Origin of the sequence: Pseudomonas sp. G5001 (assembly GCF_013385475.1) — a bacterium.
Classification (GTDB): domain Bacteria; phylum Pseudomonadota; class Gammaproteobacteria; order Pseudomonadales; family Pseudomonadaceae; genus Aquipseudomonas.
The window spans coordinates 1-25,610 of record NZ_JACAPZ010000028.1 but is presented as its reverse complement, the minus strand read 5'-3'; the positions used below and the strand labels follow the sequence as shown (position 1 = coordinate 25,610).

General features: G+C 62.8%; 21 protein-coding genes and 1 pseudogene. 7 read left to right on the top strand and 15 right to left on the bottom strand.

Annotated elements, in window-relative coordinates; translation table 11 throughout:
* A complete protein-coding gene (locus HX805_RS21950; protein ID WP_177080246.1) occupies positions 1-864 on the bottom strand; it encodes a LysR family transcriptional regulator in 864 nt (287 codons plus the stop codon).
* 102 nt (positions 865-966) lie between these two features.
* Here HX805_RS21950 and HX805_RS21945 point away from each other — a divergent pair, with 102 nt between their 5' ends.
* Positions 967-1,965, top strand: coding sequence for a quinone oxidoreductase (locus HX805_RS21945; protein WP_177080245.1), 999 nt, complete (start codon positions 967-969; stop codon positions 1,963-1,965).
* 143 nt (positions 1,966-2,108) lie between these two features.
* Here HX805_RS21945 and HX805_RS21940 read toward each other — a convergent pair.
* The 3 genes and pseudogenes from HX805_RS21940 to HX805_RS21930 all read right to left on the bottom strand — a co-directional run.
* Positions 2,109-2,372, bottom strand: a pseudogene (locus tag HX805_RS21940) (hypothetical protein); the annotation flags it as partial.
* A 137-nt stretch (positions 2,373-2,509) separates the two neighbouring features.
* Entirely contained in the window at positions 2,510-3,232 is a 723-nt protein-coding gene (locus tag HX805_RS21935; protein ID WP_008434624.1) for a pirin family protein, read from the bottom strand.
* An 83-nt stretch (positions 3,233-3,315) separates the two neighbouring features.
* A complete protein-coding gene (locus HX805_RS21930) occupies positions 3,316-3,747 on the bottom strand; it encodes an AraC family transcriptional regulator (RefSeq protein WP_023658747.1) in 432 nt (143 codons plus the stop codon).
* Between the two features lie 170 nt (positions 3,748-3,917).
* Here HX805_RS21930 and HX805_RS21925 point away from each other — a divergent pair, with 170 nt between their 5' ends.
* From HX805_RS21925 to HX805_RS21910, 4 genes are all read left to right on the top strand, one after another.
* Positions 3,918-4,508, top strand: a complete 591-nt coding sequence (locus tag HX805_RS21925) for an antibiotic biosynthesis monooxygenase (protein WP_177019914.1) — start codon at positions 3,918-3,920, stop codon at positions 4,506-4,508.
* The gene (locus HX805_RS21920; RefSeq protein ID WP_003207313.1) at positions 4,505-6,343 is read left to right on the top strand and encodes an amidohydrolase; all 1,839 of its coding nucleotides are present in this window, start codon (positions 4,505-4,507) and stop codon (positions 6,341-6,343) included. Before HX805_RS21925 ends, HX805_RS21920 begins: the two co-directional genes overlap by 4 nt.
* An 18-nt stretch (positions 6,344-6,361) precedes the next feature.
* A complete protein-coding gene (gene ycaC / locus HX805_RS21915) occupies positions 6,362-6,985 on the top strand; it encodes an isochorismate family cysteine hydrolase YcaC (RefSeq protein WP_177028445.1) in 624 nt (207 codons plus the stop codon).
* Between the two features lie 182 nt (positions 6,986-7,167).
* Complete coding sequence (locus tag HX805_RS21910) at positions 7,168-8,055, top strand: LysR family transcriptional regulator (protein ID WP_177019915.1); 888 nt, start codon at positions 7,168-7,170, stop codon at positions 8,053-8,055.
* 1 nt (position 8,056) lies between these two features.
* On the opposite strand, the gene HX805_RS21905 is transcribed toward HX805_RS21910, so the two are convergent.
* The 11 genes from HX805_RS21905 to HX805_RS21855 form a co-directional block, all read right to left on the bottom strand.
* Positions 8,057-10,771: a TonB-dependent siderophore receptor gene (locus HX805_RS21905; RefSeq protein WP_256348259.1), complete on the bottom strand. Its 2,715-nt coding sequence runs from the start codon at positions 10,769-10,771 to the stop codon at positions 8,057-8,059.
* 36 nt (positions 10,772-10,807) lie between these two features.
* On the bottom strand, positions 10,808-11,299 hold the full coding sequence (locus HX805_RS21900; protein WP_003211308.1) for a RidA family protein: 492 nt from the start codon (positions 11,297-11,299) through the stop codon (positions 10,808-10,810).
* A gap of 25 nt (positions 11,300-11,324) precedes the next feature.
* Entirely contained in the window at positions 11,325-12,899 is a 1,575-nt protein-coding gene (locus tag HX805_RS21895) for an FAD-dependent oxidoreductase (protein WP_177069967.1), read from the bottom strand.
* Between the two features lie 26 nt (positions 12,900-12,925).
* Entirely contained in the window at positions 12,926-15,046 is a 2,121-nt protein-coding gene (locus HX805_RS21890; RefSeq protein WP_087694856.1) for a TonB-dependent receptor, read from the bottom strand.
* 309 nt (positions 15,047-15,355) lie between these two features.
* The gene (locus HX805_RS21885) at positions 15,356-16,315 is read right to left on the bottom strand and encodes a D-isomer specific 2-hydroxyacid dehydrogenase family protein (RefSeq protein ID WP_003211305.1); all 960 of its coding nucleotides are present in this window, start codon (positions 16,313-16,315) and stop codon (positions 15,356-15,358) included.
* Complete coding sequence (locus HX805_RS21880) at positions 16,312-17,490, bottom strand: acyl-CoA dehydrogenase family protein (RefSeq protein WP_177117309.1); 1,179 nt, start codon at positions 17,488-17,490, stop codon at positions 16,312-16,314. Before HX805_RS21880 ends, HX805_RS21885 begins: the two co-directional genes overlap by 4 nt.
* A gap of 139 nt (positions 17,491-17,629) precedes the next feature.
* Positions 17,630-18,634: an ABC transporter substrate-binding protein gene (locus HX805_RS21875; RefSeq protein ID WP_003211303.1), complete on the bottom strand. Its 1,005-nt coding sequence runs from the start codon at positions 18,632-18,634 to the stop codon at positions 17,630-17,632.
* A 13-nt stretch (positions 18,635-18,647) separates the two neighbouring features.
* A complete protein-coding gene (locus tag HX805_RS21870) occupies positions 18,648-19,991 on the bottom strand; it encodes an LLM class flavin-dependent oxidoreductase (protein ID WP_177117308.1) in 1,344 nt (447 codons plus the stop codon).
* A gap of 13 nt (positions 19,992-20,004) precedes the next feature.
* Complete coding sequence (locus tag HX805_RS21865) at positions 20,005-20,961, bottom strand: ABC transporter substrate-binding protein (protein ID WP_003211301.1); 957 nt, start codon at positions 20,959-20,961, stop codon at positions 20,005-20,007.
* A 102-nt stretch (positions 20,962-21,063) separates the two neighbouring features.
* Positions 21,064-22,644 carry a rhodanese-related sulfurtransferase gene (locus tag HX805_RS21860; RefSeq protein ID WP_177044895.1) on the bottom strand — a complete coding sequence of 527 codons (1,581 nt, stop codon included), beginning with the start codon at positions 22,642-22,644 and terminating at the stop codon, positions 21,064-21,066.
* A complete protein-coding gene (locus HX805_RS21855; RefSeq protein WP_008434600.1) occupies positions 22,641-23,264 on the bottom strand; it encodes a cysteine dioxygenase in 624 nt (207 codons plus the stop codon). The genes HX805_RS21860 and HX805_RS21855 overlap by 4 nt, the downstream gene beginning before the upstream one ends.
* Before the next feature lie 220 nt (positions 23,265-23,484).
* Between HX805_RS21855 and HX805_RS21850 the strand changes: the two genes are divergently transcribed.
* Entirely contained in the window at positions 23,485-24,390 is a 906-nt protein-coding gene (locus HX805_RS21850; protein ID WP_102606446.1) for a LysR family transcriptional regulator, read from the top strand.
* A gap of 107 nt (positions 24,391-24,497) precedes the next feature.
* A complete protein-coding gene (locus tag HX805_RS21845) occupies positions 24,498-25,292 on the top strand; it encodes a class II aldolase/adducin family protein (protein WP_003211295.1) in 795 nt (264 codons plus the stop codon).
* The last annotated feature ends 318 nt before the right edge of the window (positions 25,293-25,610 follow it).

Below are 25,610 nucleotides of genomic sequence, written 5' to 3'. Positions count from 1 at the left end.
TCAGCGCCGCAACTGCGGCTCGCCTTCAATGCAGCTCACCAGAAACTCCATCACCACCTTCACCGAAGGCGAGCGGCGCATATCCGGATACACCGTCAGCCAGATATCGCGAACCGGGCCTTCGGTGTTCGTTGCCAACCGCACCAATGCCGCGTCGTGATCGCCCACCAGCGTGGGCAACACCACTGCACCCACCTGGGACCGGGCGGCCATTTGCTGGGTGATCAGGTCGCTGGCGGCGAAGTCAATCGTGCGGTTGCCGCGCACCTGATGCATCCACGCCTGTTGGGGCAGGTGGTCGCGGGTGGCGTCATAGGCAATGAATGTCCACTGTTCAGCGGGTAACTGCTTGAGCTCGGGCGTGGCATAGAGCCCGAAACGCACGGCGCCGACCTTTCTGCGTACCAGCGCTTCCTCATCGGGACGCACCGTGCGCAGGGCAATGTCGGCTTCGCCTTTGTCGAGGGCGGCCAGCGTCGTCGAGGACATCAACACGATATTCAGCTTGGGATACTGCGCCCTGAACCGTGCGACATGGGGCGCGATGCAGTGGATGGCAATCGACGGCGGGCAACTGACCCGCACGGTGCCGGCCACTTCGATCGAGGCCACGCGGGACAGGCGCATCACTTCTGTGGCCATCTCGCCCATGCCGGCCGCCAGCTTCGCCAGTGCCAGGCCTTCCTCGGTGAGCGGCCGGCTGCGGGGCAGGCGATCCACCAGTTTGACGCCGAGGGCTTTTTCCAGGGCATCGACGCGCCGGCCAACAGTGGCGTGTTCCACCTGCAGTTCGCGGGCGGCAGCCGACAGTGATTGGGTGCGCGCCAGCACGGTGAAGAAATACAGATCCTGCCAGTCGAACATCGGGTTATTTTCGCACGGAGGGTGGGAGGTATTGGGGAATTCTCGTACAGAGTAGCGCCTTTTACCATGGCGCATTCCCACTGCAAACGGAGTTGTCTCGCGATGAAAGCCCTCACCCTTGAAACCTACGGCGGCCCGGAAGTTGTTCAACTGCGCCTTGATGTGCCCAAACCCCAAGTGACCGCCGGCCATGTACTGGTCAAGGTGGCCTGTGCCGGGATCAATTTCATGGATGTTCACACCCGCCAGGGCAAGTACGCCAAGTCGGTGACCTACCCGGTACGGCTGCCGTGCACTCTGGGTATGGAAGGGGCCGGTGTGGTGGTGGCGGTAGGCGAGGGCGTGAGCCATCTGGCGCCGGGTGATCGAGTGGCATGGTGCATTTCATGGGGCGCGTTCGCCGAATACGCCAGCGTGCCCGCCGCGCGAGTGGCGCAAATTCCCAATGCGATCGGCTTCGATCAGGCGGCTGCGGCGATGTTCCAGGGCTGCACGGCTCACTACCTGATTGAAGATGTTGCGCGGTTGCAGGCGGGCAACAGCTGTTTGATCCACGCGGCGTCCGGCAGCATCGGCCAGTTGCTGGTGCAAATGGCCCATCGGCTCGGTGCCACGGTGTTCACCACCGGCAGCAGCGTCGAAAAGTGCGCGATTGCCCTTGAGCGTGGCGCGGATCAGGCCTGGCAATACGACGGGTTTGCCGAGCGGGTGTTGGAGGCCACGCAAGGGCAGGGCGTGGATGTGGTGTTCGATTCGGTGGGCAAGGCCACCTTGCGCGAGAGCTTCAGGGCTTGCCGCACGCGGGGGGTGATCGTCAATTACGGCAACGTCTCCGGTTCGATCACTGATCTGGACCCGATGGAGTTGGGGGAAGCCGGTTCACTGTTCCTGACTCGCCCACGGCTCAACGACCACATGGCCGACGGCCCTACGGTGCAAAGGCGTGCCAATGCGGTGTTTGCGGCGATGCTCGAAGGTTCGCTGACGGTGGATATCGAAGGGCATTACACGCTGGAAGAGGTGCAGCAGGTGCACGCGCGGATTGAGGCACGGCAGCAGATTGGCAAGGCGGTGGTGTGGCTGGATCGTGAACTTCACTAATGGCCAGAGAGCTTGTGTGGCGAGGGAGCAAGCTCCCTCGCCACAGGGGTCGTGGCGCTTGTGAGGATCAGTTAACAGCAGGCGAAAAAAAGCCGGCTGATCAGGCCGGCTGGGGGGTGGACCGCGAACCACAGTCGTTACGCGCGGTTTTCCATCAGGCGGTCTGCACCACCTTCAGCCACACGGTTTTCTTGAAGGCGATCAGCACCACCTTCAGCAACACGACGTTCCAGCAGGCGATCAGACCCGCCTTCAGCAACGCGGCGTTCCAGCATACGGTCAGACCCACCCTCAGCCACGCGGCTGTCCATCAGGCGATCCGCGCCGCCTTCAGCGAGGGCAGGTTGGGTAAAGGCGCTTACAGCAAGTACCGAGAAAGCGAGGCTAAGCAAGAGTTGGCGTTTCATGAGGGTGTGCTCCGGGAAAGTCGTTGGTTGGTATGGATGCGATGTTACGCGGCAGATTTTTTAAGAGAACTTCATTGGGCTGATGGTGACTATCGACGCCAGCGATGGCCCGTTTTCCCGGGCCATCGCGTCGCTCATCACGGCATTTCTGGCAGTTCCCGAGGGCGCAGGTCGAACACCAGCACCTCGGCGTCCTCCCCATGGCTCAGGTGAATCTCCCGCTCATCGCGCACTCGGGCACCGTCGCCTTCGTGCAAGCGCTGGCCATTGACTTCAACGCTGCCCCGCGCCACATGGATGTAGGCGTAGCGTTCCGGGGCCAGCGGCAGGCTGGCGGTTTCAAAGCCGTTGAACAGCCCGGCATACACCCGCGCGTCCTGGCGCACGCCGAGGGAGCCGTCGGTGCCTTCCGGCGAGATGATCAACTGCAACCGGCCGCGTTTCTGCGCCTCGGTGAAGTGCTCCTGCTGATAGCGCGGTTCGGCGCCCGCCACATCCGGCACGATCCAGATTTGCAGGAAGTGCACGCCCTGGGTGTGGCTGTGGTTGAACTCGCTGTGGGCCACGCCGCTGCCGGCGCTCATCAGTTGCACGTCGCCGGGGCGAATCACCGAACCGGTGCCCAGGGTGTCCTTGTGTTCCAGGGCGCCTTCGAGCACATAGGAGAAAATCTCCATGTCGCGGTGCGGGTGTTGGCCGAAGCCCTTGCCGGCGGCAACCCGGTCATCGTTGATCACCAGCAGGTCGGAAAAACCCTGTTCTTTGGGATTCCAGTAGTTGGCGAACGAGAAGGTGTGGAACGACTTCAACCAACCGTGATTGGCGGCGCCGCGTTCCGAGGCTTTGCGAAGGGTCAGCATAGGGTGTTCTCCTCAAGGGAAGCCTGGCTGCGAGATGCAGGGCTTCGGTGTGAGGAGAAGATTACTGGTTAACGATAGGTTGATTAAGAAGCTGAAATCGGAATGACTGTCTCTTTTAGGTTGACGATCGCCAGCTGTGCCGTCCGCAGATGATGGCGGTAGCGCAGCTGAAGTTTGCGCCAGGCCATTGGGTTCACGCCTTCGCTGCGGCTGAACAGGTGACAGAAGTGCGCCTGGTCGCAGAACCCGCATTCCTGGCTGATCTGCGTCAGGCTCAGGGCGGAGCCGGTGATCAGCACCTTGGCCTGCTTGATGCGTTGCTGGCGAATCCATTCCTGGGGCGATACACCGGTGGTGCGCTTGAAGGCCCTGGAGAAATGGCTGCGGGACAGCTCACAGGCGCGAGCCAGTTCCGTCACCTCCAGGGGGCCAGCAAGATTGGCGAGGATCAATTGCTTGACCCTCTGTTCCCGCTCTGAACACAGGGTTCCGGTTGCAGCTGCTGGTTGAGCCATGATCGCTATCCGTGGTCGATGGGCGCTTGTTTTCACACACCTTACCGGTGAATGAATCCCCAGTGTAGACCGCTGCAAGCATCTGTTGAACTGAGCACATGCATGCAATTTTTCTGGATCGGGCCGTCGCACACTAGCGCGAACGTTCAAGCATCCAGGGGAAGGGCACGATGGACTCAACAGCACAAGGCGGGCCGGACGAGGTCGTGACCCTGGTGGTCAAGCACCGCATAAAACCCGGGCTTGAAGCCGACTACGAAGCCTGGCTGCGACGCATCGTGCGTATTGCCGGTGAGCGTCCCGGCCACCTCGGCGTTGACGTGGTGCGCAGCAAGCAGGGCGGCCTTGCGTTGTTCACCTGCGTGCTGCGTTACCGCTCCACCGAAGACCTGGAGCGCTGGCTCGATTCGCCGCAGCGCCTGGAGCTGATCAACCAAGCCGCACCGATGCTGGCCGACGGCGACCAGACCGAAGTCGGCGCGGTCAACGAGTTCTGGTTCTCGCCCCTGGCCGATGCTGCCGCCAAGCCGCCGCGCTGGAAACAGGCAGTGGTCACGCTGCTGGTGATCCTGCCGCTGACCTTGCTGGTGCCGATCATCTGGGGCCCGGTACTGCGGCTGCACCCGTTCCTGTCCAACTACATCGTCGCCACCTTCCTGGTCACCCTGACCATCGTTTTACTGGTGGTTTACCTGCTGATGCCGGCGGCCACCCGCCTGTTCGCGCCCTGGCTTGAAGCCTCTGTAAAGGAAACCCTATGAACGCCGACCTGATTCTGTTCAATGGCCAGTTCCACACCGTGGACCGTGAAAATCCCCGCGCCACGGCAGTTGCGATCCACCAGGGACGCTTCGTCGCGGTGGGTACCGACGGTGAAGCCATGGCCCTGCGCGGCAGTGGTACCCAGGTCATCGACCTCAAGGGTCGCACCGTCATCCCTGGCCTCAACGACTCGCACCTGCACCTGATCCGTGGCGGCCTGAACTACAACCTCGAACTGCGCTGGGAAGGCGTGCCGTCACTGGCCGATGCCCTGCGCATGCTCAAGGATCAGGCTGACCGCACGCCCACGCCGCAGTGGGTGAGGGTGGTGGGCGGCTGGAACGAATTCCAGTTCGCTGAAAAGCGCATGCCCACCCTCGACGAACTCAACCAGGCCGCCCCCGACACGCCGGTGTTCGTGCTGCACCTGTATGACCGCGCCTTGCTCAACCGTGCCGCCCTGCGGGTGGCCGGCTACACCAAGGACACGCCGAACCCGCCCGGCGGCGAGATCGTGCGCGACCATAACGGCAACCCCACCGGCATGCTGGTGGCGCGGCCCAACGCGATGATTCTCTACGCGACCCTGGCCAAGGGCCCGAAACTGCCCCTGGAATACCAGGTGAATTCCACCCGCCAGTTCATGCGCGAACTCAACCGCCTGGGCCTGACCAGTGCCATCGACGCCGGCGGTGGTTTCCAGAACTATCCCGACGATTACGCCGTGATCGAACAGTTGGCCAAGGACCAGCAACTGACCGTGCGCATCGCGTACAACCTGTTCACCCAGAAGCCCAAGGAAGAACTCAGCGACTTCAAGAACTGGACCGGCAGCGTGACCCTGCATCAGGGCGACGACTATCTGCGCCACAACGGCGCCGGCGAAATGCTGGTGTTCTCGGCGGCCGACTTCGAAGACTTCCTCGAACCACGCCCAGACCTGCCGCTGACCATGGAGCAGGAACTGGAGCCGGTGGTGCGCCACCTGGTGGAACAGCGCTGGCCGTTCCGCCTGCACGCCACCTACAACGAGTCGATCTCGCGGATGCTCGACGTGTTCGAGAAGGTCAACCGCGACATCCCGTTCAACGGCTTGCCATGGTTCTTCGACCACGCCGAAACCATCACCCCGCAGAACATCGAGCGCGTGCGGGCGCTGGGCGGCGGCATCGCGATCCAGGACCGCATGGCGTTCCAGGGTGAGTACTTTGTGGAGCGCTACGGCGCCAAGGCCGCCGAGGCCACGCCGCCGATCAAGCGCATGCTCGCCGAAGGCGTGCCGGTGGGCGCTGGCACCGACGCCACCCGGGTGTCGAGCTACAACCCCTGGACCTCGCTGTACTGGATGGTCAGCGGCCGCACCGTCGGCGGGCTGGAACTGCACGCCGAGGGGCTGCCCCGGCTGACGGCCCTGGAACTGTTCACCCACGGCAGCGCCTGGTTCTCCTCCGAGCAAGGCAAGAAGGGCCAGATCAAGGTCGGCCAACTGGCGGACGTGGCGGCACTGTCGGCGGACTTCTTCAGTGTCGACGAGGAAGCCATCAAGTGGATCGAATCGGTACTCACCGTGGTCGGCGGCAAGGTGGTGTACGGCGCCGGCGACTTTGAAGATTTCGCACCACCCAGCGTGCCGGTGCTGCCGGACTGGTCGCCGGTGGTCAAGGTACCGGGCCACTGGCGCCCGGCGTCAGCGCTGCAAGCCCAGGTGCACCAGTGCAGCGGCCCCTGTGGCGTGCATGCCCATAGCCATGAACGGGCGCGTCTCTCGAACGTGCCGGTCAGCGACTTCCAGGGTTTCTGGGGCGCGTTTGGCTGCTCGTGTTTTGCCTTCTGAATCTAACCCCAAAAGAGTATTCCCATGACTTACAAACGCCTGAACAAAGATGACGCCGTGGTCCTGCTGGTGGATCACCAGACCGGCCTGATTTCCCTGGTGCAGGACTTCTCGCCCAACGAATTCAAGAACAACGTCCTGGCCCTGGCAGACCTGGCCAAGTTCTTCAAGCTGCCGACTATCCTCACCACCAGTTTCGAAAGCGGCCCCAACGGCCCGATGGTGCCGGAGCTGAAAGAACTGTTCCCGGACGCGCCGTACATCCCGCGCCCTGGCCAGATCAACGCATGGGACAACGAAGATTTCGTCAAGGCAGTGAAAGCCACCGGGCGCAAGCAACTGATCATTGCCGGTGTGGTGACCGACGTGTGCGTGACCTTCCCGACGCTGTCGGCCCTGGCTGAAGGGTTTGAAGTGTTTGTGGTGACCGATGCTTCGGGCACCTTCAATGAGACCGTGCAACAGGCGGCGTGGGCACGCATGACGGCGGCCGGTGCACAGCTGGTGAACTGGTTCTCGGTGGCCTGCGAGCTGCAAGGGGATTGGCGCAACGACATGGAAGGCCTGGCGAATCTGCTGTCGCCGCGTATTCCCAACTATCGCAATTTGATGAACAGCTACTCGGCGCTGACGGCCAAATAAACCGCTCTCTGATATGCAGGTAATCCAATGTGGGAGCGGGCTTGCTCGCGAAGGCGGTGTGCCAGTCAATACATGTACCGACTGACCCACCGCCTTCGCGAGCAAGCCCGCTCCCACATTTTGATTTGTGGTGTGGCGACTGACCGGCTATAAAACAGCCCAGCGTCCACCGAGAAGCGACAATGAACCCCTTCGAAGACATGCGCCTGTTTTGCCAGGTCATGGAATCCGGCAGTTTCACCGCTGCCGCCGAGCATCTTGGCCTGTCCAAGCAATTTGTCAGCCGCCGCCTGATCCAGCTGGAAGAGCGCCTCGGCGTACGCCTGCTCAACCGCTCCACCCGCCGCCTGGACGTCACGCCGCTGGGCCAGAGTTACTACGAATCCGCCCTGCGCCTGCTCAGTGAAGTCGAGCAAGTGGAGCAGGGCATCGCCGGGCAAAACACCGAGCCCCGAGGCACCATTCGCCTGAGCGCGCCGTTGTCGTTTGCCATGGCGCACCTGGGTTGCCTGTTGCCGCTGTTCCTGCAACGCCACCCTCATGTCACCGTGGAAGTGGACCTTAGCGACCGCCCGGTAGACCTCATCAGCGAGGGCTACGACCTGGTGCTGCGCATCGGCACCCTCGAGGATTCGACCCTGATCGCCCGACGCATCGCCAGTGTGCAGCGCGTCTACTGCGCCAGTCCCGACTACCTGGCCCGCCACGGCACGCCGCAGAGTCCCGATGACCTGGCCGATCACGCATGCCTGCCTTACGGCCATGGTCGCCAGGTCCAATGGCACTTCAAGGTCGATGGCAAACCCCACACCCGCAACGTCAGCGGGCGCATGCGGGTCAACAACGGTGAGCTGCTGCGGGATGCCGCCGTGGCCGGGTTGGGCATCACCTACCTACCCAATTTTATCGTTGCCCAAGCCTTGCAGGACGGCCGCCTGGTGACGCTGCTGGATGACTGCGCGCCCGAACCCCTGACCCTTTCCGCCGTTTACCCCCAGCACCGCCAGAGCTCGCGCCCGGTGCAGGCGTTGATCGAGTTCCTGCGTGAACGCCTGGCCGGCGGTTGTTGAATCAGAACGCGTACTGCACCCGGCTGTAGTAATACCCGCCGGTAAACCCGAACGGCGAATAGCTGCCCCAGTTATCGCCGAACGACGAGTTCTTCACGCCGATGTGATCCGGGTATTTGTCGAACAGGTTCTGCGCACCTACGGCCACCGTCAGCTGTTTGCTGATCGCGTAGGCCACGTCGAGGTCAGTGATCCACTTGGCCGAATACGTGCGGTCCAGGCTCGCGTCGCTGGAGCTGTTGACCTCGGTGTAGGTGCCGTAGCGAGTCAGGCGCAGGTTGACGTCGAAGTCGTGGATCGCCCAGTCGGCGGAGAAGATCATCTTGCTGCTGGGTGAAGTCTTGGTGATCAGTGCCCGTGACTGGCGACCCATCAACTGGAAGTTGCCCAGGGCGGCGAGCTGCGCCGGGGTGTCGTTGACGCTGAGGATCTGCGTGTGGTTGTAGTTCAGCGCCGCCGTCCATTTCACCGAGCCGTAGCGGTCGAGGTTCTGCCGGTAGTTGCCCACCACGTCCACCCCGGAGGTGCGGGTGTTGGCGCCGTTGGTGAAGTACTGCGCGCCCGCCGTGGCCGGTACGCCGATGCTGTCCAGCAGGGAGGCAATGCCCGGGCCCTGGAAGCGTTCGCTGAGCACCAGGCGGTCCCGCAGGTTGATCACGTAGCCGTCCACCGTGAGGCTCAAGTCATCGCTTGGGGTCACGGCGAAACCGAGGCTGAAGTTGGTCGAGCGCTCCGGCTTCAGTGACTTGGCACCCAATGCCTGAGCGCCGGCGGAATCCACCGGCAGGATCACGTAGTTATACGACTGGTACACGCCATTGATGGTGTCGAACCCGGTGGAGCGTGCGGTGAAGATCTCGTTGGCCAGGGACGGTGCGCGAAAGCCGTTGCTCACGGTGCCGCGCAGGGCGAACACCGGGTTGAACGCATATCGCGTGCTGAGCTTGCCGCTGCGGGTACCGCCGACGCCTTCGTTGTAATGTTCGTAGCGTCCGGCCACGCCGACGTACCACTGCTCGGTGGGGTAGAACCCGAGGTCGACATAGCTGGCGACGCTGTTGCGGCTGACCTTCTGCGCGTCTTCCGGACGGATGCCGTTGGTGACCTGGGCCCCCGGATCGGGACGCTGCCCGGCACGCGGATGGCCTGCCGGGAACACGTAGCCGCCATCGATATAGGAAGCCTCGGAGCCGGCGCGGGTCTCGTAGCTCTCGCGCCGGTGCTCCAGGCCGAACGCCACGTCCAGCGGCTTGGCCAGGCCGATCTCGTAGGTGTTTTTCAGGTCGAGGTTGGTGGTGAGCTGGTCGGCGATGTAGATCCCGGAGGTGAACTTGTTCGGTGTGCTTTCGCCCAGGGACGGGTTCTGGTTGTCGTAGGTGCGCTGCTTGGCGTAGTTGCGCCCGTAGGTGCTGCTCAGGTCCCAACCCCAACCGCCGCCAAGGTCGTTGCCCTTGGCACCGAAGGCCGATTGGAAGTCGGTCTCGTTGACCAGCCAGTACGGGCTGTAGCCATCGGGGTATCCATTGGGCCCGGTGGTGATGGTATTGCGGCCGTTGGGCAGGCGGAAGTTCTGGCCGTCGTTGTTCTCCCGGGTGGCCAGGGTGGAAAACGAGTACAGCGTCAGGTTGTCGTTCAGCGGCAGGTCGAGGTTGTACGCCACATCGCCCAACTGGCTGCGGGGCGAGCCGTAGCCTTTGTAGGTGTGGTGGCTGGAGGTGGCTTCGCGCGGGTCGGGGGAACCGTCCGCCAGCGGGTAGTAATGGCTGCTGTAGCCGTTGCTGCCGGCCTTGTTGTCGCGCTCCTGGTAGCGGGTGTCGAGGGACACGTTGAGCACCCCGGCTTCACCCACCTGGAAGCCATAGTTCAGCGCCTCCTGGCCGGTGCCGCGCTTGCCGTCGTAGTTCTGCCCCAGGGTGGTGTCGGAACTGCCGCCGGTGGTCTGCTTGAGGATGATGTTGATCACCCCGGAAATCGCATCCGAGCCGTATTGCGCCGCCGCACCGTCGCGCAGCACCTCAACATGGTCGATGGCAGCCACCGGGATCAGGTCGAGGTCGCTGGGGGCCGCGCCGCTGTTGATGCCGTTGATGTTCAGGGTGGCGCTGGTATGGCGGCGTTTGCCGTTGACCAGCACCAGTACGTGAGAGGCGGTGAGGCCGCGTAGGGTGGCCGAACGCACCACGCCGCTGGCATCCCAGCCGGCGCGGTCGGGCAGGTTGAACGAGGGGATGAGCTTGCCCAACGCTTCGAGCAAACTTGGCTTGCCCACGGCCCGCAGTTGTTCGCCGCTGATCACATCAATCGGCGTGGGGCTGGTGGTGACGGTACGTTGTTCGGCGCCACGGTTGCCGGTGACGACGACGGTGTCGAGGGTGGGAGAGCGGTCTTCGGCAGATTCGACGCCGAAGGACGCCAGGCCGCACGCCAGCGAGAGCGGCAGGAGTTTCAGATGATTGTACCGGTGTAGCCTTTTACGATGAGCGAGCTTGCTGTGGCCAGGGAGCTTGCTGTGGTGAGGAAGCTTGCTGTGACGAGGGAGCTTGCTGTGGTGAGGAAGCTTGCTGTGGCGAGGGAGCTTGCTCCCGCTGGGCTGCGTAGCAGCCCCAATACGGTCTTCCGAGGAAATTGCGGAGTCAGGCTTCAGGGCCGCTACGCGCCCCAGCGGGAGCAAGCTCCCTCGCCACAAAGGTGCCGTCAGCCAGTTGAATTTTCGCATGAGAGTGGAGCTCCTTGGTCTCGAGTGATGTCCCTGTCAGCGTTTGCGCGCGGCAACCGCTTCGATTTCTACCAGCCCGCCGGGCAATGGCAACGCGACGACTTGCACCGCGGTGCGCGCCGGTTTTTTCGGCTGCTCGGCACTGCCGAAAAACGGCGTGTAGCCTTCCTGCAACCCGGCAAAGTCGAGCTTGCCGCCCTTGGCTGGATCGCCCACCAGGAATATCCGCAGCTGCACCACATCTCCCAAATCCAGGCCCTGGCCTTGCAGCACACCCTTGAGCTTGTTGAGGATCGACGTGGTCTGGATGGCCGTGTCGCCATAGGCTGCAAACGAGTCTTTCGGTGCCTTGGGGTCATGCAGGTCGGCCAGCAACCCACTCACAAACAGCAGCTCGGTCTGCGGCGGCACCGACACCGCCAATGAGATCGGGAAATTCGAGTTCGGCAGCGGCACGCGCTTGATCTCATCGGCGTGGGCGGCAAGGGTGGTGGCGGTCATCAGCAGTCCTGCAAAAAGCGTCTTCATCGGTTCATTCCTTGAGAGAGAAAAGTCAGGCGGCGACGCCCGGTTGCTGGCGTTCGGCATGCCGGCCGATCAGCGAGACGATGCGCCGCGCCGAATCGGCGGCGCTGTTCTGCCAGATGCCGACGCCGCCGTGGGCGAGGGCGTCGCTGGCCAGGTACGTGCGGCCCTGGGGCTCGTTGAGCACGCGGTAGGCGCTTTCGCCGACCTCGTCGTTGACGATCCACGGGCCCTTGCTGTAGCTGACTTTCGACCAGTTGATCGCCACCGGTTTTTGCAGCTTGGCGCTGTGGCCGGGGTGCAACAGCTCCACCGCCTGGCGTGAGGAGGCGAACTGTTCAGCCAGGGATTTCTGGCTGAAGGCCTGGGCCGATTCACTGGTGTTGTAGGCCGCCACCAGAATCCCCTGGGCGCTGTTGAGGCGGTCGCTGGGGTACCACAGGCCTTTGACTTCATGGTCGAGGTACGACAGGCCGCCGTAGATGTTGAAGTCGGTTTCCCAGAAACGCGGCGCCTGCCAGGCCACCTTGTTGGCCTGGTCGCTTTGCGCGGTCTGGATCGCCTGCTTGAAGGGTGCCGTGAAGTTGGTTGGCAGCTTGGCCAGCAGCGGCAAGGGCACGGTGACAATCGCGTAGTCGGCACTCAGCACCTGGGTCTTGCCGCTGATACGGTCGCGGTAGGTGATCCGGCTGCCTTGCTCCGAGGTCTGGATATCGCTGACTTCGGCGTTGAAGCGCACCGCATCTTTCAGATGCTCGTAGAAGGCATACGGAATACGGTCCATGCCGCCCACCGGCTGGAACATGGTGGAGGAAAACTCCGGGATTTCATCGAACACAAGCGCGCCCCACAGCTTGGGATTGAGCAAGGTCTGCAGCTCCAGCGGCGCGCGGGTCACGCCGGTCTGGTCGCCGGCGCCGGGCACGCGGGTGTAGCCGGAGCGCACCGAACCCTTGTATTGCAGGTCGCCGTTGAGGTCGCCGTACACCTTGAGGAAACTCAGCAGCGCCTTCCGGTCATCCACGCTCAGGTCCTGGTCCAACGCCTTGCGGCTGACTGTGCGGGCCAGCAGTTCCGAGAGTTGGCCGCGGGTGTCGTTGACCGCCTGGCGCAGCTGGAATGCCGGTCGCTGCGTATCCGGCCGGGCCAGGGCGTTGCGGCTGCTGTTGACCAGTACTTGCAGCTCCACACCCAGCTCGCGGCAGTAGCCGAGGATCGTCTGGTGGTGGCTGGGAATACGCGCGGGGCCGGCGTTGAAAAACTGCCCGTCATCAAAGTCGACGGTCTGGCTGACGCCGTCGTCGAAATCGACCTTGGTGCCTCGGCGCAGGGTCCAGTTGCGTCCACCCACCCGGTCGCGGGCTTCCAGGATCGTCACGTTGAACCCGGCCTTGCGCAGCTCATAGGCGCTGACCAGCCCGGAGATCCCGGCGCCGACCACCACCACCTGCTTGCCTTTGCCGGTGCTGCCCAATTGCAGCGGGGTAAAGCTCGATGCCACCGCCTGAGGCGTCAGCCCCAGCGCGCCCAATGCGCTGACAGCGGCGGAATAACCGCCCACGGCGGCAATACGGGAAATCAGTTCCCTGCGGGTAAAAGCCATGATTCGCTCCTTGAGATAGCGGTTTGTCAGAGGTCGTAGCGCACGGTCAGCAACAGGGTTCGCGGGTCGTTGACCGAGTAGTAGCGGGCGCCGCTGGAGGGCACGTAGCCCACCGACTGCGGGTAGGCGCGGTCCAGCAGGTTTTTCACCGCCAGGGTGGTGGTCCAGTGGCCGTCGCCGCTGATGTAGCGGGTGTTGGCGTTCCAGAAGGTCTGTTGCGGGATTTCCTGGATGTCGTCGTTCAATGCGTTGGCGTAGGACTTGGTCTGGAACTGCGCATCGGTGCCTGCCAGCCAGGTGCCCGGCAGCCCGGCCGGGATGGTGTAGTTCAGGCCAACGCTCGCGTTCCAGCGTGGCGAGAACACCAATTGCTTGCCGTTGGCATCCACCCCGGCACCGCTGGCGTTCTGGAAGTCGTCGTACTTGCTTTGCAGGTAGCCGACGTTGGCGGTCAGTTGCAGGTCGCGGCTCAGGGCGGTGAGGGTTTCCAGCTCCACGCCGTAGGTGTGGGCACGGCCGACGTTGGTGCGCAGGCTCACCCCCAGCGCCGGGTCATAGGCGTTGGTTTGCAGGTCTTTGTAGTCGTTGTAGAACAGCGCGACGTTGGCCCGCAGGCGCTGGTCGAAGAAGTCGCCCTTGACCCCGGTTTCCCAGGTGGTCACGTCTTCCGGGGAGAACGCCTGTTCGGCGGCGGCCTGGGTGGGGGCGCGGTTGTCGTAGCCACCGGCCTTGAAACCCTTGGCGACGTAGGCGTACTGGTTCAGGTGCGGGGTCCAGGCGTATTCGAAGCCGATCTTCGGGCTGGTGGACTGCCAGGATTTGCTCGACTCGGCGGTGAAGTTGGTGCCGGTGATTTGCCGGTCGGTGTTGATCGCGTAGTTGGTGAAGTCGAAATTCTTGTGCTCGCGGGTAAAGCGCAGGCCGGCGATCAGCGACAGTTGTTGCGTCAGCTTGTAGGTGCCCTGGCCATACAGCGCATAGCTTTCGGTGTTGGTGGTGCTGTATTGGCCCTGGCCGATCACCCGATTGCGGGCGATGGAATAGGTAAGGTTGTCGCGGTCGGCGTCGAACTTCTCGCGGTACAGGTACACCCCGGTGCTGAAGCTGAAATCGTCGTAGTCGCCGTTGAGCTGGAACTCCTGGGTCGCATAGTTCTGCTTGTACAGGATCAGGTTGTTCTGGATCAGCGCGGCTTGCCCTGAGTTGTCGTAGTCCACCGGTTGGTGGAACGCCGAGTAGGCGGTCACCGATTTGAAGTTCAGGTTGTCATTGATCGCGTAAATCGCCCGCAGTACCGAGCTGCCCTGGTCCAGGCGGTTTTTCGGGTCGAGGCTGCTGTAGCTCTTGAATTTGTCGAAATGCCCGTTGGCGTCGAAAGGCGTGTAGCTGGTGGTGTCGCCCCGGTCGAAGGTACCGGCCAGGGTCAGTTGCACATCCCACGGCGAATCCACCGGCTTGTAGCGCAGCTTGCCGCGGTAGGACTGGATGTCGACGTTGTTTACATCCTTGCCCCGGGTGGGGTCGGAGACGGTGCCGTCGCGGCTCAGGCGGATCGCCGAGAAACTGCCGAACAGCGCGTTGTCCACCAGCGGGCCGCTGATCAGCAGGCGTGCGTTCTGGGCGTCGTAGTTGCCGGCGCCCAGCTCTACAAAACCACGGGTTTCCTGGGTCGGATCGCGGGTGATCACGCGGATCGCACCGGCGCTGCTGTTGCGCCCGTACAGGGTGCCCTGGGGCCCGCGCAGCACTTCGACACGCTCCACATCGTTGAAGTCGAGCATCGACGAAATCGCACGCGGGATGTACAGGTCATCGGCATACACGGCGACGGCGGCTTCCTGGATCGGGTCGGTTTCACCGATACCGCGAATGCCGTAGGTCTGCGCGCTGTAGGAGATCGACTGGCGGCTGAGTGTCAGGTTCGGCACCTGGCCCGAGAGGTCGCGCACGCTGTTGATCTGCTTGTCTTCCAGGGCCTTTTCATCAAACGCGGAAATCGCCAGCGGGGTTTTTTGCAGGTCTTCGCTGCGGTGCTCGGCGGTGACATTGACCACCGGCAGGGCGGTGTCGTCGGCGTGAACGGCGAGGCCGAACAGGGCGAGGGAGATGGCCAGTGCCAGGCGATTGGGTACGGCGGTAGGACTCATGATGGACCCCTGAGGTGGTTGACGGTTTAGGCAAAATTGGGCCTCCACCTGGTCAGGGGTCGGTACTGGATGTAACAGTATTTGTATAAATGCCGGGCGTAAAAGTCCGATTAGTTATAAGTTAATTATAAAAAATAGGTATGTATTGGTTTAAATGTGATGCGTAAGGCTGATGATATTTTTCAGCCGACAAAAAACAAATGTGGGAGCGGGCTTGCTCGCGAATGCGGTCGCTCAGTCAACATTGATAGTGACTGAAACACCGCATTCGCGAGCAAGCCCGCTCCCACATTTTGATTTCTGTTGGGTTTAGTAACCGCGTTGGGTATCAGCGAGGTTTTCCAGCGGCCGATCACTCAGATACCTTTCCAGATTGCCCAGGAAACTGTCCGCAATGTCATGCCGGCTATTGGTCGAAATCGCCGACGTATGCGGCGACACCCTGACCCTCGGATGCCCATACAACGCATGCCCGTCCGGCAATGGCTCGGGCTCGGTCACATCCAGCGACGCCAGCCCGATATGGCCGCTGTCCAGTGCCTCCAGCAGCGCCTCATGATCCACCAATCCTCCCCGGGCAATATTGATCAGGTGCAACCCTGGCTTGGCATTCGCCAGCGCCTCCCGATCGACGATATGCCGTGTGGCCTCGGTCAGTGGCGCTGCCAGTACCAGGTGATCGGAACGAGCAAACAGGTCATGGATATCCCGCGCCGCTTCCACACCCTCCACGTCAAACGGCGTGTCAGTTTGGCGTAATGCCACCACCTTGATCCCCAACCCATGAGCCTTCTGCGCCAGGCTGCGGCCAATCGCGCCAAACCCGAGAATCCCCAGGGTGGTGCCCTTGAGCGGGCGCAACGGGGTGAACTGCCATTGGGCATCCTTTACCCAGATATCCGGCAAATGCTTGGCCGCCGCGAAGATTGCCGCGAGGGCGAACTCGGCGAGGTTTTCGGCGGCGCTGCCCCGTGAGGTGCTCACCGGCGGCCCGTTGAACAGCCACCTGGGATAGAAGTCGATGCCCGACGACACCACCTGGATCCACTGCACGCCGTACGGCCAACCCGGTGGCGGTGTGTCCGGCGCGGTGTAGCCGCGCACATTGATCGGCCGGGCCAGCAGGATATTGGCCTGGGCCGGCAAGTCGCTGGGCACACCGGCCGGCACGCTGATCACCTCGGCACCGGGGTGGGTGAGGGCCAGGCGCTGGCGGATGACTTGATTGAAATCTTCGTCCAACTGGCTGGCGATAATCACCTGGCTCATGGGCGTTCCTTGTGTCGTTGAGCGAAGACGGCCTTGCCGACGCCTTGCAGCACCGCGTCGTTCTGCGGGGTATGCACGCGGCTGCACAGCACGTCGCGGTAATGCCGCTGCAGTGGGCTGTGTCGGGACAGGCCGGGATTGCCGGAAGCCTCGATGGCCAACTCGACGGCACGGATCGCGTTGCCGGTCACCAGGTATTTGATCTGTGCGGCGTGGGCTGCCGGGGTGTGCCCGTCGGCGGCGGCGTCCAGCAGGCTGCGGTTGGCAAACAGCAGAGTGTCGATATGCCCGACGGTCTCCTGAAAGCGCGGCAAGGTCGACAGCGCGGCGCCGAGGTTGGACGGCTTGCGTTGTTCCAGCCAGTCCACCAGCCAGTCGCGCGCGGCCTGGGCCACGGCGTCGTACACCGATGAGAGCAGTACCGACATCCACAGGAACCCGTCACCGTCCAGTTCCACCTGCGGTGCGCTCCAGGGGCTGACGCTGACCGCGTGGTCCAGCGGCACCAGCACGTTGTCGAACACCACTTCATGGCTGCAGGTGGCGCGCATGCCGAGGTGGTCCCAGGTGTCGATGATGCTGATGCCGGGGCTGTCCCTGGGCACCAGCCAGGCGCCTACCAACGGGTCTTCATCGCTGCTGCGGGCCCACACGCTGAACCAGCTCAGGCCATGGCTGCCGGTGGAGTAGATCTTGCGCCCGCTGATGCGCCAGCCGGCGGCGGTACGCCGGGCGATGGTCGCGGGCAGGCCGCCACGGGCCGGGGTGCCGAGATCGGGTTCGACGCGCAGGGCATTGATCAGCGCCCCATTGCGCACAGCGTCTTCGGCGACCTGGGTGCGCAGGGCGGGCGGCCAGGTTTTGCTGTCTTGCAGGCGCGTGTGTTGCAGGTACTGCATCACCAGGATCAACGCGGTGGACGGCTCGCCCTTGGCAATCGCGCTGATGGCCTTGCGCGCCTGGCTCAGGTTGGCACCGCCACCGCCGAGGGCCTTGGGCACGGTCAGGGCGATAAGGCCGTGTTCGTGCAGCAGCTTGAAGTTGTCGTGGGGGAAGGTGCCGCTTTTATCAACGATGTGTGCAGTGGCGGCGAGCTGGGCGCTGAGGCGTTCCAGCAAGGCTTCGAAATTGGCCACTTCCACGGAGCGCAGTGACGGTTGAGAAGAAAGGCTCATGATGGGTGTACTCGTTCAAAATGTGGGAGCGGGCTTGCTCGCGAAAGCGGTGTGTCAGGTTGCACATCCGTTGGCTGATCCACCGCTTTCGCGAGCAAGCCCGCTCCCACATGGGTTATTCGGCGTTTTCGAAGGCGGGTTATATCGGCAGCAACTTAAACTGCCGATCCCACAACGGGCTGACATCCAGCCGCTCGTTCAATACCCCAGCATTGAAGAACAGGTCCGCCACTTCCTGCTGCGAAGCGATGGCCTGGTCGTTCACCTCGATCACGCTGTAGGGCTGGCTGCGGTTGTTGTACACGTCGAGGAACACTGCCTTGTCCACACCGAGCAACTTCGCCGATTTTTCAGCCCACGGCTCGGGGTTGTTGTTCATCCATTCCAGCGTGCGCGCCTGGCGCTGCAAGTAATCCTGGATCGCCTGTTTGCGCAGCGGGTCTTCCAGGGCGGCGGGGCGGGCGCCGATCAGGTAGTTGCCGGAGAGGTAGCCGAGGGCGGTTTTCAATACCCGGGCGCCGCTGCGGAATTTCGCCAGCTGGATAAACACCCCATAGATCACCCAGGCGTCCAGTTGGCCACTCTGGAACGCGCTGAAACCGTCCTGTGGCGTGAGTGCCACGGGGGTGATGTCGTTGAAGGTCAGCCCTTGCTCCTTCAAGGCCTTGATCAAGAAGTAGTGCGAGGTGGTGGAGCGCACATAGCCCACACGCTTGCCTTTCAACTGGGCGATGGATTCAATTTTCGACTCCTTAGGAATCAGGATCACCTGGTTATTCACGTCACCTTGCAGCACCGCAATCAGCTTCGGCTCGCGGTGGCTCTGGATCGAGAAGATCGGCGGGATCTCGCTCATGCCGCCAATGTCCAGGCTGCCGGAGGCCAGCGCTTCGACGATCAGGTTGCCGCCGGCGAACTCGGCGTAGTCGACTTTATAGGGCGTGTTGGAAGTGCCGGCGTCGTCGGTGAAGTACGAGTCCTGGCCACGGTAGGTGGCGACGGCCAGGGTCAGGTCCGAGAGCTTCGCAGGTGCAGCGAAAGCCCGGGGCACCAGCGAGGCGAGGCCCAGCGCGCCAAGGGCAATCGAACTGGCGCCCAGGAAGCCGCGACGATTGAACTGTCCGTGTTTGATCGTGTTCGTCATGGTCGTGCCCTGGTCAGATGGCGATCTGCGTTGGTTGAGTTTCGAACGGGGTGCTGTAGCGGTTCGCCGGCACGTCCAGGCCAAGGTTTTCCCGCAGGGTGGCGCCGCTGTATTCGCTGCGCAACAGTCCGCGGTGTTGCAGCACCGGCACTACCAGCTCGGTGAAGTACTGCAAGCCGTCCGGCAGCAGTGAATTGATGATGAAGCCGTCGGCCGCGCCGGCTTCGAACCAGGTCTGGATCGCGTCGGCGACCTGCTCCGGGGTACCGACAAAATCGCGCTTGGGCCGGGAGAACCGCAGGGCCACTTCCCGCAGGGTCAGGCGTTCATCGCGGGCCAGTTGCTTGATGCGGTCGGAGCCGCCTTTCTGGCTGTTGGAGCCCAGGTCGCCGAGTTCCGGGAAGGGTTCGTCCAGCGGGTACTTGCTGAAATCGTGGTCGTTGAACGGGCGGCCCAGGGCGACGATTGCGTCCTCGACGGTCACCAGCTCCACAGCTTGCTGATAGCGGCTTTCCACCTCGGCTTCGTCGCGGCCAACAATCGGCCGGATGCCCGGCAGGATCGACAACTGATCAGCATCACGGCCAAAACTGCGGGCGCGTCTCTTCAAGTCCTGGGCGTAGGCCTTGGCTTCGTCGAAGGTCTCGGCGTGGACAAAAATCGCGTCGCTGTTTTCGGCGGCAAAATTGCGCCCGTCCTCGGAAGTGCCCGCCTGGAAAATCACCGGCTGGCCCTGGCGCGAGCGGGCGATATTCAGCGGGCCCTTGACCGCAAAAAACTCGCCTTTGTGTTCCAGTGCATGCAGCTTGCCAGGGGTGAAAAATTCGCCGCTTTGCTTGTTGTACGCAAAGGCATCGTCTTCCCAGGAATCCCACAGGCCCTTGACCACATTCACATGCTCCCTGGCGATGCGGTAGCGCACGGCGTGGGGCGGGTGCTCGGCCTTGCCGAAGTTGTCGGCGGTGCCGCTGAGCCACGAAGTCACCACGTTCCAGCCGGCGCGGCCGCCGCTGATGTGGTCCAGGGAGGCGAACTGGCGTGCCACCTGGAACGGTTCGGTGTAGCTCACGGTGACGGTCGCCACCAGGCCGATGTTCGAGGTCAGGGCCGCCAGGGCCGAAAGAATGGTCAGCGGTTCAAAACGGTTGAGGTAGTGCGGGCTGGATTTTTCATGGATATGCAGGCTGTCGGCGATGAACACGAAGTCGAACTTCGCGCCTTCGGCCAGTTGCGTCTGATGCTTGTAGAACCCGAAGTTGACGCTGGCATTGGGCTGCGCCTGCGGGTGGCGCCATTCGCCCCAGCCGTGACCGACGCCGTGCACCATGGCACCGAGTTTCAGTTGGCGTTTGCTCATGTTCTCTCTCCTTTTAGCGGGAAGCCTGGGTAAGCGGGGCACGTTTGGCGTTGAAGCTTTTGTCGAAGCCTTGGGAGACGTCGATGTGTTTGGTCAGCAGGCCTTCGTCCTGATAGATGTCGGCGGTGGTTTGCAGGCCGCTGATCACCGAGTCGTCAATCGCCACCGGTTGCATATGGGTGGCGTTGGCCACGGCTACGTGCACCTCCAGCGGCAAGCCGGTGATTTTGGCCATGGCGGCGGCGAACGCCTGCGGGTGATCGTTGCTCCAGCGGTAGGCGCGGTCGACCCGGGCCACGAAGTCGTCCAGCTGCACGCGCTTGTCGGCAATCGCCTTGCTGGTGGCGGCGAGGTACAGGTGATTGCTCAGCAGGTTGTTGCCGCTGGCAAGGACTCTTGCCTGGCTCTGGCTGGTGACCACGGTGGTGTAGGGGTCCCAGGTCGACCAGGCATCGGCGGTGCCGTTATCCAGCACCAGCCGTGACTCGCTGGGCAGCAGGAAGATGAACTGCACGTCGTGGGTGGAAAGGCCGGCGCTGCGCAGCGCCTTGATCGCCAGGAAGTGCCCGATGGAGCCGCGGGTGGTGACGATGCGCTTGCCCTTGAGGTCGGCAAGATCGTGGATCGGAGAATCTTTCGGAACAATCAGCGCGGTGGTGTTGCGGCCTTCGGCGTGGATGATGCTCACCACCTTCAGCGGTGCTCCGGCACCGAGGGCGAACACGTAGGGCGCGTCCCCCAGCGCGCCGATGTCCACGGCCCCGGCGTTGAGGGCTTCGCCCAGCGGTGCGGCGGCGGGGAACTCGGACCACTGGATTTCGTAGGGCACATCCCGGGTTTCGCCGGCGACTTCCAGCAGCGCCTTGATGGTGGATTTCTGGTTGGCCACTCGCAGGGGCTGCAGGTCGGCGGCCTGGCAAGTCGCACCCAGGGTGAGGGCGGCCAGTAAAAGGGCAAGGGTAAAGCGCATCAGGCGGGCTCCAGGCTAGGTCTTGCGTTCAGTCGCCTCCGCCTGGAGAAGGGGTCGGCTGGTAGTGGGAAGAGGAGCGAGCGGACTCGCTCCTGGGGGTGTTCAGATCACATAAAACCCGTGGGTGCCGTCGCGGGCCAGCTGGTCCACCAGGCCGAACTCCCAGTCGAGGTAGGCCTGCATGGCTTCCTTCGGATTGTCGGTGCCTTCGTACGGGCGGCGGTAGCGGTCGATGCGCGGTGAAGCGAGGCGGGTCTCGCCTTCCTCCAGCGGCAGTTGCGCGGCGATCCAGCTGGCAGTGCCGTCCTGCAGCAGGAACACGGGCTTGCCGGTCAGCGCTTCGACTTGCGCCACCGCGAGGCGCGCCAGCTGGCTGCTGCCACAGGTCAACACGTAGCGTTCGGCAGCAGGCACCTTGCGCAAGGCTTCGGGCAACTGCCCGCGCAACGCCCACCAGGCACCGGGAATGTGGCGCTTGACGTAGTTGGCGCTGGCGGTGAAATCCAGTACTGCGGTGTCGCCATGAACCTGCCATTCGGCGAGGGTGTGCGGGCTGATGAGTTCGGCCTGTTGCGGCGCCGGGACGGGGGCAACCCAGGCCCCCGGTTCGCTGAAGTGCGCAGGTTGCAGGTCATCCAGCACATGCACTTCCCAACCCAGTTGTGCGAGCCAGGACGCAGACATATTGGCCCGCACGCCGTCGTCATCCACCAGTACCAGCCGGGCGCCGCGTACGCTGGCGACGTGATCGGTTTCCTGCACCAGTTGGCCGCCCGGTGTGGAGCGCGAGCCGGGCAGGTGGCCGGCTTCGAATTCTTCCGGGGTGCGTACGTCGAACAGGTAAGTGGTGCGCGTCGCTTCCTGCTGCCAGCGTTGCAGGTCGGCGAGGGTGGCGCGGCCTACGCGGGCCTTGTCGGCGACTTGGCGGGCGTCCCTGGCGGCGATCTGGCGGTGTTCTTCCGAGGTCGGCGCGAAGCGTCGAGCCTGGCCGTGTTGCAGCTTCTGCCCGGCCAGGGTCCAGCCGATGGTGCCGTTGCGCAGGGCAGACACCGGGTTGGCGATGCCGGCATTGATCAGCGACTGGGTGCCGATGATGCTGCGGGTACGCCCGGCGCAGTTGACGATAATGCGGGTGGCCGGGTCCGGTGCCAGCTCACGGGCGCGCAGCACCAGTTCGGCGCCGGGCACGCTGATGCCGGTGGGAATGCTCATGGTCTGGTATTCATCGAAGCGGCGGGCGTCGAGCACCACCACGTCGGCGTTGCTGTCGAGCAACGCCTGCACTTCTTCAGCCGCCAGCGACGGTGTGTGGCGCTGGCTTTCCACCAGCTCGCCAAAGGATTTGCTTGGCACGTTGACGTCGATAAACAGCTCGCCACCGGCGCTGCGCCAACCGTCCAGGCCGCCTTCCAGCAGGCTGACCTCGGTATAGCCGAGCGCCTGCAAGCGCTGGGCGGCGATCTGTGCCAGGCCTTCACCGTTGTCGTACACCGTCACCTGGGTATCCCGGCGTGGGATGCGTGAATACACTTCCAGTTCCAGTTTCGACAGCGGGATATTCGCGGCGAACAGCGGGTGGGATTCGGCGAAAGGCGCTTCCTCGCGCACATCCACAAGGGCGACTTCTTCACGGTCCAGCAGGGCCTGGCGAATCTGGGCGAAGCTGCGGTTCGATACAGTCATGGGGCAGGGCTCTCTTTGGACAGGGCGTCTTTGGACAAATCCCAGATGTTCGGGAGAAAAGCGTTGGAATAACCGGAGATAAACAGTTTCTCGCTGCCGTCCGGCTGGTACACGGCGCGGCGCACCGCACCGATGTTGGCGCCATACACATGAATGCTGATGGACACCTGGTCACTGAAGGCATTGCTGACTTGATGGATGTCACCGATCTTCGGCGACACGGCTTCCACCTGGCCGGGTTCCAGCTGGATGCGCTTGCCGTCGGCGACCAGTGCGCCCTCGGCGTTACGCTCAAAGCCCTGGGAATACTCGGAACCGCGCAGCATGCCGATCAGCCCCCACACGCGATGGTCATGGATCGGCGTGGTCTGCCCCGGCCCCCACACAAAGCTGACGATGCTGAAGCGCTGGCGCGAATCGGCGTGCAGCAGGAATTGCTGATAACGCTCGGGGTCGGGTTGGGCAAACTCGTCCGGCAGCCAGTCATCGTGGCTGACCAGTTGCGCCAGCAGCTTGCCGCCGCGGTGCAGCAGGTCGCCTTCGCGAGGGTTGCCGTCGATCAATTCCGCCAGGGCGCCAATGAATGCTCTGAGTCTCTCCGGGTGTCGGGCCTGGGTCATGACAATTCCATCGTGGGTGGTTCGTGGTGATGGGTTTATCTAAGCATAATGTTTATAGTTAATATGCTATTTTTTAATGATTAGGTTATAGCGGAAAGTAATTTAGAACCGGTTTGAATAGCGTTAGACGTTATCGATCCGGGGGTTGGGCTATCCAGCCACCGTTTATGGAACTATGCTTTTCACACATCTTAATGACTGTTCTCTATGTGCGGCCCAAATGAAAATTGACGATATCGATGCCTTTGTCGAAGTGATTCGTTGCCAGTCCATCAGCCATGCCGCCGAGTCGCTGCAACTGACCCAGCCGGCCATTACCCGTCGCGTGCAGAACTTCGAGCAGGCGCTGGGGGTGGAGTTGTTCGACCGCAACACCAAGCCGCTCAAGCCTACTTTGATCGGTACGCGGGTGTATGAACAGTGCCGTTCGATCCTTCGGGAAATGGACGCCCTGCGTGAACTGGTGGCCACCGACGCGCCGCCCACCGGCCTGCTGCGCCTGGGGGTGCCGCAGACCATTGGCGACGTGGTGTTGCTGGACGCCCTCAAGCACCTGCGCATTGAATTCCCCGAGCTGCGGGCCCAGGTGGCTACCGGCTGGGGCAGCCAACTGGTGGGCAAGATCGAGCGCGGCGAACTGGACGCGGCGGCGGCGCTGTTTCCGGCGGGCAAGATCTTCCCGGACAACATCGTCGGCGAGTCCATCGGCAAGATGGAACTGGTGGTGGTGTGTGCCAAGGCCCAACTGCCGAAGAAGCCCTGCAAGCTGGCGGACGTGTACCAGAATGGCTGGATCCTGAACCCGGATGGCTGCGGTTTCCGTGCCGGGTTGCAACGCACCCTGTCGGACCAGGGCCTGGCGTTGCGGGTCAACCTGGAGACCTTCGGCACCGAGCTACAGTTGGGCCTGGTGGCTGACGGCCTGGGCCTCGGCCTGGTGCCACGCCCGCTGCTGGAGCGCAGCGCCCATCGCGATCAACTGGCGGCCATGCCACTGAAGGACTTCAAGCCGGTGATGGACCTGTGGCTGATCTACCCGCATTTCCTGGGCAACCTGCAAGGGCCGGTGGACGCGTTTGGCAAGCTGGTGGCGGCGTCGTTGCACAAGGTGCGCAATGCGGCGTGATATGAAAAAAAATAATAATTAGCTTAGATTAAAATGTGCTTTTTATTATTTTTGGTCATCCCCTAGGCTTGCCTGGAAGTCCTTAAGGCCATCCAGGAAGTTTTGCCATGAGCAGCGTCACCTCGATCTCCAGTGTCTCGAACAACGTCCGCCAGCGGGTTACCCCGGAAGAGTGGGAGGTGCGCGTTAAACTTGCGGCGGCCTATCGGCTGGCGGCCTTGTACAAGTGGACCGACCACATCTACACGCACTTCTCCGCCCGGGTGCCGGGGCCTGAGGAGCATTTCCTGATCAATGCCTACGGGCTGTTGTTCGATGAGATCAGCGCTTCGAATCTGGTCAAGGTGGATATCGACGGCACGATTGTCGATGACCCTACGGGCCTGGGGATCAACTATGCGGGCTATGTGATCCACAGCGCGATCCATGCGGCTCGCCACGATTTGCAGGCCGTGCTGCATACGCATACGCGCGACGGTATTGCGGTGTCGGCGCAGAAGGACGGGTTGTTGCCGATCTCCCAGCATTCCATCGGGTTTTCCGGGCGCGTTGCGTACCACGGGTATGAAGGTGTGGCCCTTGACCTGGATGAGCGTGAGCGGTTGGTGGCGGACCTGGGGGACAAGAGTGTGATGATCTTGCGCAACCATGGATTGCTGACGGCGGGGGTGAGTGTGGAGCATGCGTTCCAGCAACTGCAGGGGCTGGAGCGGGCGTGCAATATCCAGATTGCGGCGCAGGCGGGGGGAAATGCCGAGTTGATCTTTCCGCCGGCGGAGGTGGTGGCCAAGGTGGAGAAGCAGGCAGAAGTGTTCAAGAGCGGGGATGGGCCGGGGGTGGCGCGGCACTGGAATGCGTTGATTCGGCAATTGGAGCGTACGGATACTGATTACAAACTTTGACGTTGTGGGGTTGGTATTTTCGCTTGGTTGTGGGTGTATATCCGTTATTTAGGTAACGGCCACTATTGGTTCCGCTCTTACAGCGGCTCACTTTTGAACAGCGCAAAAGTAAGCAAAACGCTCTTGCCCCACCACTCGGCACCTCGCCTAGGCTCGGTGTTCCCTCACTCCGGCATTACTCCGCGGGCCGCCGCGACGGGCCATCCATGGCCCGGCGCGGCTAAACCGGCGTCCTGCCGGTTTACCCGCTCCGCAATACCTGCGTTCGGCCAGCGTGGTTTAACGGGGCGCCTAAGATCAAAATCAAGATCAAAAGCA